At 44.6% G+C, this 19050-nt stretch carries 17 protein-coding genes; all 17 read right to left on the bottom strand.

What is annotated here, in order from left to right; translation table 11 throughout:
• Positions 1-64: 64 nt before the first annotated feature.
• The gene (gene rplT / locus QBE54_RS06645) at positions 65-418 is read right to left on the bottom strand and encodes a 50S ribosomal protein L20 (RefSeq protein WP_369017419.1); all 354 of its coding nucleotides are present in this window, start codon (positions 416-418) and stop codon (positions 65-67) included.
• A gap of 20 nt (positions 419-438) precedes the next feature.
• Positions 439-636 (bottom strand): 50S ribosomal protein L35, encoded by a 198-nt coding sequence (gene rpmI / locus QBE54_RS06640; RefSeq protein WP_369017418.1) that lies wholly within the window; start codon positions 634-636, stop codon positions 439-441.
• A gap of 13 nt (positions 637-649) precedes the next feature.
• Positions 650-1198 carry a translation initiation factor IF-3 gene (gene infC / locus QBE54_RS06635; RefSeq protein WP_369017417.1) on the bottom strand — a complete coding sequence of 183 codons (549 nt, stop codon included), beginning with the start codon at positions 1196-1198 and terminating at the stop codon, positions 650-652.
• Positions 1199-1229: 31 nt separating this feature from the next.
• Positions 1230-2237, bottom strand: a complete 1008-nt coding sequence (locus QBE54_RS06630; RefSeq protein ID WP_369017416.1) for an ABC transporter ATP-binding protein — start codon at positions 2235-2237, stop codon at positions 1230-1232.
• The gene (locus QBE54_RS06625) at positions 2234-3232 is read right to left on the bottom strand and encodes an ABC transporter ATP-binding protein (RefSeq protein WP_369017415.1); all 999 of its coding nucleotides are present in this window, start codon (positions 3230-3232) and stop codon (positions 2234-2236) included. Before QBE54_RS06625 ends, QBE54_RS06630 begins: the two co-directional genes overlap by 4 nt.
• Positions 3233-3244: 12 nt before the next feature.
• Positions 3245-4126: an ABC transporter permease gene (locus QBE54_RS06620; protein WP_369017414.1), complete on the bottom strand. Its 882-nt coding sequence runs from the start codon at positions 4124-4126 to the stop codon at positions 3245-3247.
• A gap of 3 nt (positions 4127-4129) precedes the next feature.
• Positions 4130-5161, bottom strand: coding sequence for an ABC transporter permease (locus QBE54_RS06615; RefSeq protein WP_369017413.1), 1032 nt, complete (start codon positions 5159-5161; stop codon positions 4130-4132).
• A gap of 75 nt (positions 5162-5236) precedes the next feature.
• Entirely contained in the window at positions 5237-7084 is a 1848-nt protein-coding gene (locus tag QBE54_RS06610) for an ABC transporter substrate-binding protein (protein ID WP_369017412.1), read from the bottom strand.
• Positions 7085-7152: 68 nt separating this feature from the next.
• Positions 7153-8193, bottom strand: coding sequence for a nicotinate phosphoribosyltransferase (locus tag QBE54_RS06605; RefSeq protein WP_369017411.1), 1041 nt, complete (start codon positions 8191-8193; stop codon positions 7153-7155).
• A 39-nt stretch (positions 8194-8232) separates the two neighbouring features.
• Positions 8233-8460, bottom strand: a complete 228-nt coding sequence (gene secG / locus QBE54_RS06600) for a preprotein translocase subunit SecG (RefSeq protein WP_369017410.1) — start codon at positions 8458-8460, stop codon at positions 8233-8235.
• Between the two features lie 2 nt (positions 8461-8462).
• Positions 8463-9236, bottom strand: coding sequence for a triose-phosphate isomerase (gene tpiA, locus QBE54_RS06595; protein WP_369017409.1), 774 nt, complete (start codon positions 9234-9236; stop codon positions 8463-8465).
• Positions 9237-9238: 2 nt separating this feature from the next.
• Positions 9239-10243, bottom strand: coding sequence for a type I glyceraldehyde-3-phosphate dehydrogenase (gene gap, locus QBE54_RS06590; RefSeq protein ID WP_369017408.1), 1005 nt, complete (start codon positions 10241-10243; stop codon positions 9239-9241).
• Between the two features lie 128 nt (positions 10244-10371).
• Positions 10372-11478 carry an ABC transporter ATP-binding protein gene (locus tag QBE54_RS06585; protein WP_369017407.1) on the bottom strand — a complete coding sequence of 369 codons (1107 nt, stop codon included), beginning with the start codon at positions 11476-11478 and terminating at the stop codon, positions 10372-10374.
• 70 nt (positions 11479-11548) lie between these two features.
• On the bottom strand, positions 11549-12445 hold the full coding sequence (gene whiA, locus QBE54_RS06580) for a DNA-binding protein WhiA (protein WP_369017406.1): 897 nt from the start codon (positions 12443-12445) through the stop codon (positions 11549-11551).
• A complete protein-coding gene (gene uvrC / locus QBE54_RS06575) occupies positions 12423-14285 on the bottom strand; it encodes an excinuclease ABC subunit UvrC (protein WP_369017405.1) in 1863 nt (620 codons plus the stop codon). Before uvrC ends, whiA begins: the two co-directional genes overlap by 23 nt.
• A complete protein-coding gene (gene uvrA / locus QBE54_RS06570) occupies positions 14257-17052 on the bottom strand; it encodes an excinuclease ABC subunit UvrA (protein WP_369017404.1) in 2796 nt (931 codons plus the stop codon). The genes uvrC and uvrA overlap by 29 nt, the downstream gene beginning before the upstream one ends.
• Positions 17042-19045 carry an excinuclease ABC subunit UvrB gene (gene uvrB / locus QBE54_RS06565; protein WP_369019406.1) on the bottom strand — a complete coding sequence of 668 codons (2004 nt, stop codon included), beginning with the start codon at positions 19043-19045 and terminating at the stop codon, positions 17042-17044. Before uvrB ends, uvrA begins: the two co-directional genes overlap by 11 nt.
• Between the last annotated feature and the right edge of the window lie 5 nt (positions 19046-19050).

The following is a 19050-nucleotide window of genomic DNA, read 5'->3' as shown; positions in this document are numbered from 1 at the left end:
AAAACTCGAGTGGTCTGCAGAAAACAGGCTCCTGGTGAGCTTTTGCAGACCACTCGAATGGTAACTAAAGGTTGCTTTTGGCTATTTCAACGAGTTTCGAGAAAGCAGAAGGATCCGCAATGCAAAGGTTAGCCAAATTCTTGCGATCCACATTGATACCTGCTTTTTTAAGGGCTCCGACAAACTTACTGTAACTCATCCCTTCCTGACGAACTGCAGCGTTGATACGCACTATCCATAGCCTTCGGAAGTCTCTCTTTTTGTTCCTACGATCACGATAAGCATAAGCGAGAGACTTAATAACCTGTTCCTTGGCACGACGGTAAGAACGTGAACGAGCCCCGCGATATCCGCTGGCCATTTTCATGATTTTCTTTTTTCTGTGTCGAGAAACAACACTGTTTTTTACTCTGGGCATTTTCCAATTCACCTACCTCTTTAACAATAAGGAAGAACCGCTTTTATTCTTTTCTGCTCAGCCCCAGCGAGTACCACTGCTTTTCTCAATCTGCGTTTCCTTTTGCGACTCTTTTTAGCAAGAAGATGGCTTTTGTAAGCCTGAGACCGTTTCACTTTTCCGTGGGCAGTTATTTTAAATCGTTTGGCTGCTCCCCGATGGGTTTTCATCTTAGGCATCCTTTTTTCCTCCTCATTTTTTGGGTGCCAGAGTTACAGAAAGATTTCTTCCTTCCTCTTTTATATCATGTTCCTGTTTGCTGATTTCCTTTAAATCGTTAATAATTCTTTGCAAAAGCTCGACACCTTTCTCTTTAAAGGCCATCTCTCGACCTCGAAAACGGACTGTAAACTTAACTCGATTCCCGTCTTCGAGAAATCGTATGGCGTTTTTAAGTTTTACCTGGTAATCATGAACGTCTATTTTGGGACGCATAGTAAGCTCTTTTAATTCCGAACCTTTCTGCTTCTTGCGAGACAACTTAGCCTTTTTCTCTTTTTCATACTTAAACTTTCCATAGTCCATGATACGACACACCGGTGGGTTGGCGTTGGGTGCGACTTCAACCAGGTCTAAACCAGCTTCCTCGGCTAAAAGCAATGCTTTTTTCAAGGGCACTATACCTATTTGATGCCCCTCTGCGGAGATAAGTCGTACCTCTTTAGCACGAATTTGGTTGTTTACCCGATACTTAATTTCTACTATAATTATCGCCTCCTCAAGCCTGGCATTTTTCTGCAAGGTAGCAAAAAAATATCATATTTGATTTAGTTCAGTCAACCTTTTGATTTTCAACAATTTTCAGACTACCAGGAAAGTGACAGGCCACCCAATGGCCTGGCTGGACTTCAAGTAGATCCGGTTCCTGCGAAGCACACAAAGGCTGACTGACTGGGCAGCGGGTGTAAAAACGACAACCCGCAGGGGGATTTATAGGGCTTGGAACGTCACCTTTGAGAATGATCCTTCTCACCTTGTAGTCGGGATTTGGAACGGGTACCGCGGAAATAAGAGATACTGTATAGGGATGAAGAGGATTTTCAAAGAGCGCTTCTTTGGAAGCAATTTCAACCGCCTTACCCAGATACATTACCATAATGCGGTCGCATATGTACCTGACTACGGCCAGGTCGTGAGAAATAAAAATATAAGTTAGAGAAAATTCATCTTTTAAGTCCTTAAGCAGGTTAATTATCTGGGAACGAATGGATACATCCAGCGCTGAAACGGCTTCATCAGCGATGACCAGTTTCGGTTTCAGTGCCAGAGCTCTTGCAATGCCTATTCTCTGTCTTTGTCCCCCCGAAAACTCGTGGGGATATCTTTTGAGGACGTCTTTCGATAGGCCCACCTTTTCAACCAAAACCTCAACCATTGCTTTCCTTTCTTTCGCGTTCCCTATACGATGTGTTGACAGTCCTTCTTCGATAATGGCTCCCACGCTCATGCGGGGGTTTAAGGAGCTGAAGGGATCCTGGAAAATCATTTGAATATTACGCCTCAGCTTGCGAAGTTCAGAATCAGACAGCGAGAAAACATCCTGGTTTTCAAAAAGGACTTTTCCCGAAGTTGGAGTGTGGAGCTTGAGCAGGGTCATACCCAATGTGCTTTTTCCACATCCTGACTCCCCAACAATGCCAAAAGTCTCACCCTGTCTTACTTGAAAGCTCACCCCGTCCACTGCTTTGACAAAAGCCACTGTTTTCCTAAACACTCCAGCCTTTATGGGAAAATATTTTTTTAGGTTTTTTACCTCAAGGATGAATTCAGAATTTCTCATCCTCTGGCTCTCTCTTCAGTATTAATTTTTTGCCAGAAGTGGCAATAGACAAAATGCTCTCCCTCAAGGTGAATTCGCGGTGGATCTTCAGCGCACTTTGTTTCCGCAAAAGCGCAACGGTTACGAAACCTACAACCCTCTGGAAAAGACAAAGGATCTGGAACCATACCCGGAATGCTTTCCAACCTTTCCTGTTCAGTATCCAGGCGAGGTATAGAGCGCAAGAGCCCCAGAGTATAGGGATGGGTTGGTTTTTTAAAGACTTCAAAGCGCGTCCCTTCTTCTACAATTTTTCCAGCGTACATCACCACTACCCTATCAGCAAGATCGGCTACAATTCCCAAATCGTGAGTGATGAGTATTACTGCCATATTTAACTTTTTTTGCAAGTCTTTGATAAGTTCCAGAATCTGGGCTTGGATGGTTACATCCAGAGAAGTTGTCGGCTCATCGGCAATAAGCAATTTGGGATGGCAGGAAAGAGCCATCGCAATCATGGCCCTCTGTTTCATGCCTCCTGAAAGCTCGTGGGGATATTCGTAAAGCCTTTTTCTTGGTTCAGGAATACCAACCAGCCTTAACATTTCTTCAGCTCGTCTTTCAGCTTCTTTTCTGCTCACTTTCTGATGAAGCATAATTGCCTCCATTATCTGGTCTCCAACGGTGTATACCGGATTTAAAGCTGTTGCTGGTTCCTGAAAAATCATGGATATCTCTTTACCCCGTATCTCCTGCATTCTGCTTTCTGGCAACGCAAGCAAATTTTGCTCTTGAAAAATTATTTCGCCACTCTTTATAAGGCCATTAGGATCAATTAATCTCAGAATGGCCAGGGAAGTTACGCTCTTACCACAACCAGATTCCCCAACCAGAGCAAGCGTTTCACCTTCTCTTACTTCGAAATTGACTCCATCTACCGCTTTCAACTCTTCCTTGTTTTCGTTATAAAAGTAAACTCGAAGATTCCTGACGATTAGCAGGCTTTTTCTTTCCAATTGGGTTACCTCTTACATTTTTAGTCGCGGATCGAAAACGTCTCTTAAGGCGTCACCGACTAAATTCCACGATAGAACGAAAAGCACCATAGCTGTTCCAGGAAAAACGGTCATGTACCAGTACTTAAGCGCTTCGCCCTGACCACCCAGCATCCAGTTGCGAGCATAGTTGAGCAGTGCTCCCCAATCGGCATAACCCTGGGGAGCTCCCACTCCCAGAAAGCTCAGTGCAGAAGCAGTTATGACCAGCGAACCCATACGCATGGAAGCTTGAATCAATACGGGAAATATGGTATTGGGCAAGACATGGCGCATAATTATCTTGAAGTCTCTAACTCCCAGAGCTTTGGCAGCCATAACGTACTGCTCTTCCTTAACCTGGAGTATGTTGCCCCGAATCAATCTTGCCGGATACATCCAGCTAAAAGCAATCATAGCAATCATCACCTTGTCAAGACCAGTACCCAGGATAGTGGTCAGCACCATTGCGGCCACCAGAAAAGGAACGGCAAGAAATATGTCAGTAATTCTCATCATCACTTCGTCAAGCAATTTTCCAAAGTACCCCGATATGGAACCAACAATTAATCCAATAACTGTAGAAATGAGCGTCACTATAATGCCTATTTTGAACGCAGTTCGGGTGCCCCAGATGACACCGTAGAAGATGTCTCTTTTACCAGCCACTCCAAAAGGGTGTTCCGGAGAAGGAGGTTGGGGGTTAGAACTCCAGGTGACAACGGGCATCAAATAAGGATCTCTCCCCGGCTTCGGTGGTGCAATGAGTGGTGCCAGAAGAGCGATGACCACAAAAAAAACTAAAAGAGAAATGCCCAGTATGGCTGACGCGTTGGAAAAAAGTTTCTTAAGAATTCTGCGAGTTTCTGCTCTCAACTTTTATTCTAACCTCACCCGAGGATCAATTAAGGCATAAGAGATGTCTACCAACAGATTGCCTATTACCAGTATAAAGCCAAAAAACAGCGTTCCTCCCATGATGGAGGCGTAATCAAGTTGCTGAGCAGCAAGTGCCATAAAGCTCCCTATGCCCGAACGATTGAAGATAGTCTCTACAATAACTGTTCCGGCGAGAAGACCAATAATGGTCTGTCCGCTTACCGTAGCCACAGGAATCATAGCATTGCGTTTGGCATGCTTGTTAATAACTACTCTCTCAGCTAAGCCCTTTGCTCGAGCAGTTCGTATATAATCTCTTTGTAGAACCTCAAGCATTGAGGAACGAGTTATTCTCAAGATAAAAGCAAAACCGACGTAGACCAGCGTCAAAACCGGACCGGCCAGATGCCGCAGGGCATCTACAAAAACATCAATTCTACCGTTGAGTAAGGCATCAACAGTTGGCATACCAGTTATTTGCCTGAAGGTCGGCGACTTAATCACTTCCTCTGCCCATATACTTAGAGTGCCAGGCGGAAAGACTCCCAGGGTGCTGTAAAAGACCATGAGCACCAGCAATCCGAAAACAAAGTCTGGGAAAGACCATCCTACCACCGCAAATATGCGCAGACTGTGATCAAGAAAACGATTATGATGGAGTGCTGAAAGAATGCCCATCCAGGTACCAAGCAGGATAATGGGTATTACTGCAAAGATGGTGAGTTCCAGCGTGTAAGGGAAGCGCTTTAGAATAGCTTCATACACTGGTTCTTTTCCAACGTATGACCAACCCAGGTTTCCACTGAATAGGTTCTTAACCCAGCGTGCGTACTGAACAATGATCGGATCATCCAGGCCATACAGTTCGATTAATTTATCGAGGTCTGCACCTTTCAAGCGTTCAGGGCTGTTAATAAAAGTGGCCAGGCGTTGATAAGGACTCAAGGTTCCAATCATCAAAAAAACGATAAGCGATATACCAAACAAGGTTAAAGGTAAAAACAAAAGTCTTCTAATGATGTAAAAAATCATAATCTCTGATCGTGCTCCCTCTCATTTTGCAAGAAGAGGGGATTGTGTAATCCCCTCTTCTTGCAAGGTTTAAGGTTACTCCTCTTTCCACACTCCGTCAAAGTTAACCTCACCCGGACGCATAGGATTGAACATCCATCCCTTCACCCAGCTTCGCATGGCAAAAATATCTATGGGCTGATAGAAGGGGATACCCAGCGCGTTTTCGTAAGCGATTTTCTGTATCTCTTCGTAAAGTTTTTGCCGTTCTTCCGGGTTAGTTTTAGCTATTGCCTCTTCAATGAGAGAATCAAGGTTTTCCTGGGCAAACTTTATAAAGTTTTCGCCCTGAGTGGTTCCATATACACCGTTACTGTGATAGTAGGTAAAAATGAAATTGTGAGGATCTGGATAGTCTGCCAACCAGCCGATTACAAAAGCGGGCAACTGGCCACTTCGGTAAGCGTCGAGATAGGTCGGCCACTGCACTCCTTGCACTTCTATCTTGAATTTGGGATTCAAGGATTCGATGTTTTCCTTAAGCATTTCACAAGCAGTCTGGCGAGCTTCGTTACCAGTATTGTAGAGGAGAGTTAATTTGAAGCCCTTTTCCCATATTTCTCCGTTCCAGGCCTTTTGAAGTTCTTCCTTAGCTTTTTCAAGGTCAAACTGGTACATGGGTAAGTTTTCGTTATATCCCAGAAGACCTCTGGGGAGTACCGAGGGTATTCGGTATGCATACCCGTTAAGAACTTCGTTGATAAAGGTTTCATAGTCAAATGCGTAGCAGAAAGCCTTGCGCACATGGATGTCGCTGAAAAAGTCGGGGGGGATACCCTCTCCGTCGAGCTTTCCGCTACCCAAATATTTACTTTCTGGAACCACATTCCAGTTGAAGTGCATCGCGGTTATAACCAGACGTGCACCTTCGCGGATGACCACGTTTTCCATCCCCTTGACCTGATCTAAGTACTGGAGTGGGGTGTAAATCTGGTCAGCGTCTCCTGCCTCAAGCATGGCCCTGCGGGTGCTCCATTCATCAATACCCCAGATGATAGCTTTGGCAATTTTGGGCTTTTCTCCCCAGTAATTTTCATTGCGCACCAGGGTTACCTTCTGTTGGGTTCTGTCCCATTCAGAAAGTACGAAAGGCCCGGTACCGATTGCCTTTTCGTAAAGAGGGCTTTCTTCTTTTTTAAGGTTGTGGTACTTCCACCATTCTTCCGGCTTTCCGTCCCAAAGACCCAGCTCCACGCAGGTTTCTTTATCAAGGATTGCACCCCAACTTGCGTTCTGGGCCAGTATACTCAGGAACGGAGCGAAAGGTCTCACCAGGTGAAACACCACATTATCTCCCTCTACTTCTATTGCTGGGTCAATGTATTGATTGTAAAAATCAACCAATTTTTCTTCGTAAGCAGGGTCTTTCAGAGTGCCATCCTCGTTGAACATGTCACTCCAAGCTATACCCACTTTGTCAGCGACAAAGTCTTCTATGGTTTGATAATTGAAGAGAGCTTCAATAATCATCCACATTGGCCCTGCATGAGGGTCGAAAAGAATACCTCGTTCGAAACTGTATTCAACGTCCTCTGGAGTAAGGGCGTTTCCGTTGTGAAAAGTGACACCTTTCCTTATGGGAAACACGTAAGTTTTTCCATCGTCTCTGATAAGCCCGTTTTCTACCGAGGGCACTTCAGTAGCCAGTCGAGGAACGAACTCAGTAATACTTTCTCCTTTGTAGGCAATCAAATTTTCGTACACAAAATTGATAACCTCACCACTGGCTGTATCGTAAGCGTAGTGGGGATCTAGTGTATCCGGCTCTCCAATGCCAAGGTATATGTAGGTGTCCGGATTTTTGACTTCAGCCATTGCTAAAGATAAACTGCTCACAACCCAAAAAACCACAAGCAAATAACTCAAAATCTTCCAGTTTCTCATACCTATTCCCCCTTTTCTAAGATTTTTTAATCAAGCCAAGAACAGGTTCTTTTTCAAACCTCACCTCCCTACTTCAACTTTTTCAAGCGTGGATTGGGTATTATTCCTGGGATCCTCCCTCTTTTAGCAATTTTTTGACCAGCTACTTCTTTTATATCCATGGTCATATCTATAGGACGTGCCCCACTTATGTAGCTTCCCACTCCAAACATGTCTGCATCCTCTCTGAGAAGCGCTATCTTTTCAGGATTCAAGCCTCCCGAAACCACTATTTTAACCCAAGAAAAACCTGCCTGATCGAGGCGAATTCTCACCTCTCTGACCAGTGCTGGAGATACACCACCTCGTTCTTCAGGAGTATCCAGGCGCACTCCAGCCAGCTTTTCTCCCAGCACTTTAGCCACTCTGAGTGCTTCCTCTGCCTCGTCTTTGAAAGTATCCACCAGTATTATGCGAGGGAACTGGCCTGGTAATGCTTCCTCAAAAGCCTTGGCAGCAATGACCGTATCGCCCGTGATGAGGATGGCTGCATGAGGTATGGTTCCTCCTGGTTCCCTCCCAGCAAGTTTGGCTCCCAAAATACAAGCGCAGCCATCAACCCCTCCAACCAGAGCGGCACGTTCCATAACTGGAGCTACTGCAGGGTGAACATGTCTTGCTCCAAAAGCAAGCACTGCTTTTTTGCCCGCTGCTTTCTTGCATTCCCGAGCAGCAGTAGCCCACCCACTGCTTTGAGCCAGAATTCCCAAAAGAGGCGTTTCAAAAATACCAAACTCCGAGTAAGGGCCTTTAATTCTCATTACAACTTCCTTGGCTTCAAAAGTATCTCCTTCTTCGAGGGACCACACCTCAACCTTACTTTCCTGAAGTAAATTCAGGACTTCCTGAACTCCACACATTACACCCTCCCGACGAGGGAATACTTCAGCAACTACCAAGGTGTCCTGCAGGTTGAGATGCTTGAGAATTTGCTGGGCACTTACAAAATAAATGTCAGTAGTATAGCCTCGTTTGATTTCTTCGTGGGTCGCTGAATAAAACAACCGCTCCGGAGAGGGGTGGAATACAGAAACCTCTTCTATGCTGTTAATCCACCTGTTTTGCAACATTTCAGTCCCTCTTGGTTTTAAAGCATTAATCGCGTGCTCTTAACGGTATATAGTTAGGGCAAAAACAAGGGAAAGCGACATAAAGATTACTGAAAAAAGTACGGTAAGCTTGGTAAGCAGAGGAAGATTTTTGAATTTGCTACTCCGGTCTGCCCGGGTTGCTCCGCCAAAAATACCTCCACCCATTCCCGCTTTACGGGGTTGAAGAATTACAGTAAGAATCAAACCCACACAGATTAGAATTTGGACGATCATCCAGCCACTCATTTCTATATCCCACCTGATATCCTTGCAGTTTCTTTAATAATGTCGAGGAATTTACCAGCATCAAGACTGGCTCCTCCAACCAGCGTTCCGTCGATATCTTCCTGGTTTACAAATTGACCAACATTTTCTGGGCTCACGCTTCCTCCGTAGAGAATCCTGATTTGCTGGGCCTTTTCGCTGCCAAACTGTTCAGAAAGTTTTCCTCTTACGAAAGCTATGGCTTCCTGAGCATCCTGGGGAGTAGCTGCCTTACCAGTTCCAATAGCCCACACTGGTTCGTAGGCAATTACTATCGACTCAACATTGGGAAAGGTAGTAATGCCTTCTATTCCCTTTTCGAGCTGATAAGCCAGGATTGCTTCAGTTTCTCCTCTTTCCCTTTCTTCAAGAGTTTCTCCAACGCAGAGGATAGGCCGTAATCCAAGCTTCAACGCAGTCTCCACCTTTTTGCCTACCTCTTCGGCTGTTTCTCGAAAGATGTGTCTCCTTTCGGAGTGGCCAAGAATCACATATTCGCAACCTAACTCAAGAAGCATGGAACCCGAAATTTCACCCGTAAATGCGCCCTTGAGTTCCCAGTGCATGTTCTGGGCTCCCAGTTTTACTGACGAACCTGCGAATTTCTGAGAAAGTGCATACAGGGAGGTAAAAGGAGGACAGATAATAACCTCTACACCAGGTGTGTCCAACTCCTGCAGTAAGGCTTCGGCATATGCCGAAGCCTCAGCAACAGTCTTGTTCATCTTCCAGTTGCCTGCAGCAATAGGTATTCTCATGGCTACAGTCCCTGCTCCATCATGTAGTTTGCAAGATCTACCACCCTGCAGGAGTAACCCCACTCATTGTCATACCAGGAGAGAACCTTAACCAGGTTGGCGTTAACCTTGGTAGACAAAGCATCCACAATTGAAGAATGAGCATCGTGCAGGAAGTCAATAGATACCAGAGGTTCTTCGCAGTAGGCAAGAATTCCCTTTAGTTCGCCTTCTGCAGCCTTTTTGAGTGCAGCATTAACCTCTTCCGCGGTAGTCTCTTTTTCCACGATAGCCACAAAGTCCACCACTGAAACATCAGGAGTAGGAACCCTGATAGCCATTCCATCCAATTTTCCTTCCAGTTCAGGCATTACTTTGCCAATAGCTGCAGCAGCCCCTGTAGTGGTGGGAATCATGGACATTGCCGCAGCCCTTGCCCTGCGCAGGTCCTTGTGCGGAAAATCAAGAATTACCTGGTCATTAGTGTAAGCATGAACGGTGGTCATAAACCCTCTTTGGATGACAAAGTTCTCATGAAGCACCTTTACAATGGGTGCAAGACAGTTTGTGGTACAGGAAGCGTTGGACACAATATGATGCTTATTTTTGTCGTAAGATGAATGGTTGACACCCATTACCACGGTTATATCGGGTTCTTTAGCCGGAGCAGTAATAATAACTTTTTTCGCACCAGCTTCAAGATGCAGGGAAGCTCCCTTGCGATCCCGGAATTTTCCAGTTGATTCTATCACAATGTCCACACCCAGGTCTTTCCAGGGAAGCTGAGCAGGGTCTTTCTGAGCCAGAACTTTTATTTCTTTGCCATCAACGACAAGCGCATCATCTTTATAGGAAATGCTGTTGGAGAGGGTACCATGAACTGAATCATACTTAAGAAGATGAGCCAGGGTTTTTGCGTCAGTCAAATCGTTGATTGCTACTACATTGACATTTCCAGTTTCCAGCATTCTTCTGAATACCAGTCTTCCGATTCTGCCAAAACCGTTTATAGCTATGTTCAAGTGCATCTACCTCCTTTGGTGGAAAATTTCTCTTTTTAATCATGCCAAATAATTATACACGAACCTGCTTCGTTGTAAAGAGACGCAAATAAAGTCCAAAAAAAAGGTGCCGCTTAAGCGGCACCTTTTCGAGCTTAAATGATTGCCTTTTCGGTGTCGATGTCAAAAACGTGCATCTTATCGGTGTCAACCACGATTTTCATTGTATCGCCCACATCAACGTGGGTCTGCATATCAAACACAGCCACAATGGTGTGTGCGCCACAGGTAAGGTAGACAATTTGCTCAGAACCCAGGGGTTCTACAACATCGACGGTAGCGTCAATAACATTGCCATCCTGGCGGAGCATTTCTTTCGATACTGCAAGGTCGTAAATATCTTGAGGTCTGATGCCAAAGGTTACCTCTTTATTCGCGTACGGTTCCAAAGCAGCTTTGTATTCCTCTGGAACAGTAATTTTGAAGGACTGCCCATCGAGTACTAAGGAATCGCCTTCTTTTTTCAGCACGACGTCCAGGAAATTCATGGATGGAGTTCCTATAAATCCGGCTACAAACTTGTTTGCAGGTTTGTTGTAAAGTTCAAGTGGGGTACCCACTTGCTGGATGATGCCATCTCGCATAACCACAATGCGGTCTCCCATAGTCATTGCCTCAACCTGGTCGTGAGTAACGTATATCATGGTGGTTTGGAGGCGGTCATGGAGCTTGGAAAGCTCAGCTCTCATCTGCACACGCAGCTTTGCATCCAGGTTGGAAAGAGGTTCGTCAAAAAGGAAAACTTTGGGATGGCGCACAATAGCTCTTCCTACTGCCACACGCTGCCTCTGTCCACCAGAGAGCTGTTTGGGCTTTCTTCTTAAGAGTTCCTGGATACCCAGTATTTCAGCGGCTTCCTTCACACGCCTGTCTATTTCATCCTTTGGGAACTTACGCAGTTTGAGACCAAAAGCCATGTTGTTGTAAACATCCATGTGGGGGTAAAGAGCATAGTTTTGAAAAACCATGGCAATGTCGCGATCTTTGGGCGGGACATCATTCACCAGGGTGTCTCCAATGTAAATTTCTCCCTCGTCAACTTCTTCAAGACCAGCAATCATTCTTAAGGTAGTAGTTTTTCCACACCCCGAGGGTCCTACCAAAACGATAAATTCTTTGTCCTTGATTTCCAGATTCACCTTGTTGACGGCAACTACATCTCCAAACCGCTTGACTACATCTTTCAAAACAACACCAGCCATCTATATTCCTCCTTTTTAACAAAAATTAAATATGGGTACTTCAAAATATACAAAACTATTGTAAAATATCTCATTTGATGTGTAAAGATTTAGATTCTACCAATTTTTCTATTGTTCTAAGTCTTCGGTATGCTTCACCCTTAGAGATGGGAGGCTTACAAAGCTTGCCCAGTTCTTTCAGGGAAGCAAGAGGATGTCTCATTCGCAAAAGTGCGATTTCAAGCAATTTGGGTGGAAGTGTTTCCAAGTCAATTCGTTGCAACTTTTCCCTCAGGCGAATTGAGTAAGCAACAGTCCTTTCCAAATTAGCGGTTTCGCAGTTAACCCATCTGGTCAGCTCGTTAAAGGTAGCCTTCTCGGCAACCAGCTTTTCCAACATGAGGTAGGTGCGTGTTGCCCCTACGGAATGCACAAAACTGGCAATGGTGCCTATGTTCTTAGAATATAAAATAAACTTGTTACGGTAAAACCTTTTTTTAAAGTCCAGGTTCTGTTCCCGGAGAAATTCCAACACCCTATCGCAAATTTCCTCCGAAGCAAGGCGTATTTCCAGCTGGTAAGATTTGTGAGGCTCTCCAAAATAGCCTCCGGCTTCAAAAAGGCCTCTTAAAAAATGGAACCCTCCTTCATGAAGATTGCCGATGGAGTACTTCAGGTCAACCTGTAATTTTTCCCATTCCCTGCCCAGTTCAAAGTCAACCTGATAGAATTTACCTCTGTTAAGACCCCTTCTATCAAGAGCAAGAATCTGATGCCCTGGTGAGCCGCCTTGAACTTTTTTCTGAACGGTTATTATCTTTTTTATCAGGGCTATATCTTGGTGGGTGAAAAGAAGATGAAACTGGTCGTTTCTTTTTTTAAGCACACCCAAACCATGAACAATCCCCATCCACTCGGCTTCCAGGTTCTTGATATTATCGGGAATGATTGAGTAAAGTTCTTCCTTAAGAAGGTTCTGTATGTCCACTGTTTTCTGAAAAATATTCCTGAACTTTTTCTTTGAGCTTTTGGGCCAAACTCTTTGAAATTCCCAATCTTCCACTTATTTCCTGAGCATCAAAACGTATTATTTCCTCCAAATTGTTGAAAGTAGAAAGAATGAGCTTTTTCCGCTTCTGACCTATTCCTTTCACTTCCTCCAAAATAGAATGGAAAAGTCTTTTGTTTCTTTTTGCCCTGTGGGAAGCTATCGCAAAGCGATGAGCTTCATTGCGTACTCTCTGCAAAAGCTGAAGTGCTTCAGAATGAAGGGGCAACCGAATTGGCTCTTTTTGAAAAGTGGTGTAAATTTCTTCGTTTTCTTTGGCAATAGCCACCACTGGGATATACCGTTTTACCACCTCAAAAGCCCTCAGAGCAGAAGTTAACTGTCCTCGACCTCCGTCGATTAAGAACAAGTTGGGGCACTTCAGGTTGTTCTTTGTGATGTGTCTCAAATATCTTCCGACGGTTTCTTCAATCATTAAAAAGTCGTCGGGATGTTCCAATCCAGACAGGTTGAATTTTCGGTACTCACTTTTGTGGGGCTCTCCATTTTCAAAAACCACTACAACCCCTATTGCTTCTTTCCCTTGGAAGTTCGAAATGTCCACGCCGGCTATCCTTTCCGGATAGCAGTCGAGGTGTAGAACTTCCTTCAATTCCAAAAAGGATTTTTGAAGAATTCTTTCACGACGGAGTATTTTTGCTCGTTCGGAATTCAAACTCTTAACTGCATTTTCCTTAGCAAAGGATAACAGATTTTCTTCCTCTTTGCTTTGAGGTTGCCTAATTGGAAAAGGCAGATTGATTTCCTTTCGAAGCGATTCCAAAATGTGTTCTGGATATTCAGGACTCAAGCATATTTCCTCAGGGGGCAAGAACTGCCCGGAATAATACATATCGAGAAACTGTGCCAGAATTTCTTCTTCCGTCTCAAAACTGGAGACTGTGGCCAGGAAGTTTTCGCTATTTATAAGTTTCCCTTTTCTCACTTTCAAAATTACTATGGAAGCCAGGCGGGCTTCCCGCGCTAATTCCACTCCAACAAAGTCTGCATCAATGGATTCATCAAGCACCAAGCGATATCGGGAAGCAATTCTTTTCACTGCATCAATCTGGTTTCTATAACGTGCTGCCTTTTCGAACTCCCACTTCTCTGCCCTGCGCCACATTTCTCGCTCCAGCTGCTCCAGCACTCTCTGGTAGTCCCCATTCAAAAAAAGGAATGCATTGTGAAGGTTTTTCTGGTACTCCTCCTTGGATATTAGGCCTGCGCAGGGTGCCGAACACAAACCTATTTCATAATCCAGACAAGGTCGCTTGATTGGAAAATTCTTTTCGTCAAGGCTGCAGCCTCTTAAAAGAAAAATCGACCTCAAAACCTTTAACCCCTCTCTGGTCTTTTTGCTATTGGCAAAGGGACCAAAATAGAGGCCATCTCCTCCTGTCTTCTTGCGAGCGATTTTAACAGCCGGAAAGTCTCCTTCTCGCTCAAACTTTAAATAGGGGTAACTCTTGTCATCTTTTAAGCGGATGTTAAAAAGGGGTTTGTGAACTTTAATTAATTCCTCCTCGAGCAAAAGAGCCTCGTTCTCGTCCTTGGTTAAAATGCTCTGAATGAGAGCAATGCGTTCGCGCATTTCCTTTTTAAAGAAGGTGGCGTCGTTTTGAAGATGCGCCCTAACTCTTTTTTGGATGTTTTTTGCTTTGCCCACATAGATTACTTTCCCTTGTGCATCCTTAAGCAAATAGACTCCACAGCGTTCAGGCAATTGAAATACGGTTGAGGGATCAACCTCAAACCGGGCAAACTTCTCTATTTTCAAGTTTTAGCACCTCTTTAAGGAATTGACCAGTGTAAGATTTCGGATTTTCAGCTACTTCTTCCGGGGTTCCCTCTGCCACAATGTATCCGCCTTTTTCTCCACCTTCGGGTCCCAGATCGATCAGGTAATCACAGGATTTGATAACATCGAGATTATGTTCAATCACCAAAACAGTATTACCTTTAGAGCGCAGTTCCATCAGCACCTTAAGTAGTTTCTCAACATCTGCAAAGTGAAGTCCTGTGGTTGGTTCATCAAGAAGATACATGGTTCTCCCGGTAGCCACTTTTCCAAGTTCTCTGGCCAGCTTTATTCTCTGGGCTTCTCCTCCAGAAAGTGTTGTCGCGGGTTGTCCCAGCTTAATGTATCCCAGACCCACCCTCTCTAAGAGTTCGAGTTTTCTCCTGATAGCCGGTATTCTTTCAAAAAAGCGCAGTGCTTCAGAAACACTCATGTCAAGAACTTCAGCAATGTTTTTACCTTTGAACTTTATATCCAGGGTTTCTCGAGCATACCTCTTACCCTTACACTGATCACAAGTTACAAAGACATCAGGAAGAAAATGCATTTCAACTTTAATGACTCCATTGCCCTGACAGTGTTCACAACGTCCTCCTTTCACGTTAAAGCTGAAGCGTCCTGCTTTATACCCCCTGGCTTTTGACTCGGGTAGTTTTGCAAAAAGATTTCGTATTTCAGTAAAAACCCCGGTATAGGTGGCCGGATTAGAACGAGGAGTTCTACCAATCGGTGATTGGTCAATTACGATAACCTTGTCGATGTTTTCGCTGCCCAGTATAGCCTCAAATTTTCCTGGTTCTACCTTAGAGTGGTAGAGCCTTTGAGCTAAAGCTTTATAGATGATTTCTTCCATGAGGGTACTTTTTCCAGAGCCAGACACTCCGGTAATGCCCACCAGAAGACCCAAAGGAATTCTCACATCAATATTTTTTAGATTATTCGCTCTTGCGCCTTTTATGAGCAACCAAGCGTCTTTTGGTTTTTCTCGGTGCGCAGGAACTGGTATTTCTCTTTTTTTGCTCAAGTACAGGCCAGTTAAGCTCTGGGGATTGTTCATTATTTCCTGAGGCGTGCCCAGAGCGGTAATCCTTCCACCTTCTTCACCTGCCCCCGGTCCTATATCAATAACGTAATCGGCACTTTTAATGGTTTCCTCATCGTGTTCCACCACCACTACTGTGTTACCCAGGTCACGAAGCTTCTTAAGGGTAGCAATGAGCTTCTGGTTATCTCGAGGATGAAGACCAATAGTGGGTTCATCCAGCACATAGAGCACACCTACCAGTCCAGAACCTATTTGAGTAGCCAGCCGTATCCGCTGGGATTCTCCCCCAGAAAGAGTCGAAGCAGGTCGATTCAGGGTCAGGTAATCCAGGCCTACTTCTTCTAGAAACGCCAGACGGGAGCGTATTTCCCTTAACAAGGGTTCGGCTATGGCTTCTTGGGTGCCAGAAAACCGCAAATCTGCAAAAAATCTTTTTAGCTCGCTGATGGTTAGTCTGGAAAGGTCTCCTATGGAAAAACCTCTAATCTTCACTGCCAGACTTTCTTTGCGTAACCTATCTCCATTGCACTGGGGACAGGTTTTAGTTGCCATAAAAGAAGCTACTTCTTCTCTCTCCCACCAGTATTCAGAGTTTAACTTTCGTTCAAGAAAAGTGATAACTCCTTCAAATTCATCTTTACCATAGAATATGACCTTCCGCTCCTCTTCACTAAGTTTTTCAAGGGGTACATTGGTAGGTATTCCCATTCGTTCCAGCTGTTTTCTCAGCTTGTTTTGCAAATAAGAGCTTTCTTCTTCCCAGAGAACAATCGCTCCCTCTTGAATGCTTTTTGACCAATCAGGCGCTACCAGCCCAGGGTCGATAAAAGTAAGATACCCAATGCCCCCGCAAGCAGGGCAAGCTCCGTAAGGATTATTGAAGGAAAACATGCGGGGAGTTATCTCTGGAAAGCTTATGCCACAGTTTGGGCAGGCAAAATGCTCGCTGAAAATCTCCTCGCTTTCTTCTCCATCATGGTAAACTTTTACCTTCATCAGTCCCTTGCCATACCTAAGCGCAATTTCTACTGAGTCAGCGATTCGGCGATGAGCGTCCTTCTCAATCAGCAAGCGATCTACGACCAAGTCTATTTCGTGCTTTTTGTTACGGTCCAGCTCTATGTTTTCCCAATCCTCAAGTTCCCGCATCTCGCCATCTACTATCACTCTTGCAAAACCGTTTTTAAGCAGGTCACTGAGTAACTTTCGGTATTCTCCTTTCCTACCTCTTACCAAAGGAGATAAAATCGCTATTCTGCTGCCTTCCGGTAATCGCATTATCTCGTCGGTGATTTGTTGAACAGTCTGAGAGGTTATACGCTTTCCACACTCTGGACAGAAAACTTCTCCACATCTTGCAAAAAGGACCCTCATGTAGTCATAAATTTCGGTCACTGTACCCACGGTGGAACGAGGATTATGCGAAGTTGCTTTCTGATTAATTGCTATGGTCGGAGAAAGACCTTCTATTGAGTCTACATCGGGCTTTTCCATCTTTTCCAAAAACTGGCGAGCGTAGGAAGAAAGTGATTCAAGGTAACGTCTCTGTCCTTCTGCATATAGTGTGTCAAAAGCCAGGGAAGACTTTCCAGAACCACTTAATCCCGTGATAACCACCAGCTGGTTGCGCGGTATGGTAACATTGATATTTTTTAAATTATGTTCCCGGGCTCCCTTAACTACGATATATTCAGATTTCATTTCCCGACACCTTTCGGAGATTATTTTTTGTCTTTTTAAGACGCATAATTTCATCTCGTAAAAGAGCAGCTTTTTCAAATTCAAGATTTTGAGCCGCTTTCCACATCTCCTGAGTGAGAAGCTCAATTCGTTTTTTAAGGCTGGTAGAGTCGGTTTTTTCAAGAATCTGCAGAGCAGCCTCTTCTTCTCTGGTCAATCCTACAACTTCCGGTATAAGGCTTTTAATCTCCTTTTGAATGCTTCTGGGTGTAATGCCATGCTTGCGATTGAATTCTTCCTGAATTTTTCTCCGACGCCTGGTCTCTTGCACAGCTCGCTCTATCGATTCAGTCATCTTATCAGCATACAGAATGGCTCTTCCTTCTACATTACGAGCTGCCCGACCAATAGTCTGGATTAAGGCAACCTCCGACCGTAAAAAACCCTCTTTGTCTGCGTCAAGAATGGCTACTAACCCCACTTCAGGGAGGTCAAGTCCCTCACGCAGCAAGTTCACTCCCACCAGCACATCAAATTTTCCCTCTCTCAGCTCTTTAATTATTCGTGCTCTTTCCAAAGTATCAACTTCTGAATGCAAATATTTTACCCGGATTCCTTCTTCATTTAAGTAGTCACAAAGGTTTTCTGCACCCTTCTTAGTAAGGGTGGTTACCAGTGTTCGGTTGCCCTTACGAATTTCAGAACGAATTTCTCCCAGTAGGTCTTCAACCTGGCCAGTCGCAGGTTTTACTTCCACCTGGGGATCCAGCAACCCTGTTGGGCGAATGAGCTGTTCAACAACCTGGTCACTGATTTCAAGTTCATAGTAGCTTGGAGTAGCGGATACAAAGAGACACTGGTTAATTCTGCTGGTGAATTCTTCAAAAGTCAAAGGCCGATTATCAAACGCAGAGGGAAGACGAAAGCCAAACTCCACCAAAGATTCCTTACGAGAACGGTCTCCTTCGTGCATTCCTTTGAGCTGAGGGACAGTAACGTGTGATTCATCGATTATAACTAGAAAGTCTTTGGGAAAATAGTCAAGAAGTGTGTAGGGCGGTTCGCCAGGATTCCTTCCGTCCAGGTGGCGAGAGTAGTTTTCGATTCCCGGGCAGTAGCCGGTTTCTCGAAGTAGTTCGAGGTCATAAAGAGTCCTGCGTTTTATCCTCTCTGCCTCAGTAATTCTGCCCTGGGAAAGAAAATACCGCACCCGTTCCTCCATCTCTTCTTCTATGTTTTTCAGCGCTTTTTCAAAAATGAGTTGATCGGCAAGGTAGTGTTTCGCCGGGTATATAAACACTTCGTCAAGTTTTTGAATAGTCTTACCGCTGACTGGATCAGTAACCTTTATGGTTTCCAGCTCTTCTCCCCAGAACTCAAAGCGGAGAGCCTTTTCGCTGTATGCCGGGAAAAGCTCGATAGTATCACCTTTAATTCTGAAAGTACCGTTTCTAAATTCAATCTCGTCGCGTTCGTAGAGGAGATCGACGAGTTTTTTAACAAAAGCGTCCCTCGAATAAGAGTTGCCTCTTTTAAGATGAAAAACTCTTTTCTGATATTCTGTTGGAGAACCAATTCCGTAAATACAGGACACAGAGGCCACTATGATTACGTCCCTTCTTTCCATGAGTGAACTGGTTGCCTTGAGGCGCATTCTGTCTATCTGCTCGTTGATGGAAGCATCTTTTTCAATGTACAGGTCGTATTCTGGTACATACGCTTCAGGCTGATAGTAATCGTAGTAACTCACAAAGTATTCAACAGCGTTTTCGGGGAAAAAAGTCCTCATTTCGCTGTACAGCTGGGCTGCCAGGGTTTTGTTGTGGGATATAATGAGTGTAGGCCTCCCCAAAGCTGCGATGACATTTGCCATGGTAAAAGTCTTTCCTGAACCCGTTACCCCAATCAGGGTCTGGTACTTATACCCTTTCTCAAAACCGGTTTTAATTTTCTGAATGGCTTGAGGTTGATCGCCACAGGGCTTGAATTGAGAAACTAACTTGAAAGTCCTCATAGGTT

The sequence above is a fragment of the Thermatribacter velox genome (assembly GCF_038396615.1).
Lineage (GTDB): Bacteria > Atribacterota > Atribacteria > Atribacterales > Thermatribacteraceae > Thermatribacter > Thermatribacter velox.
This window is presented reverse-complemented; position numbering and strand designations above follow the sequence as displayed.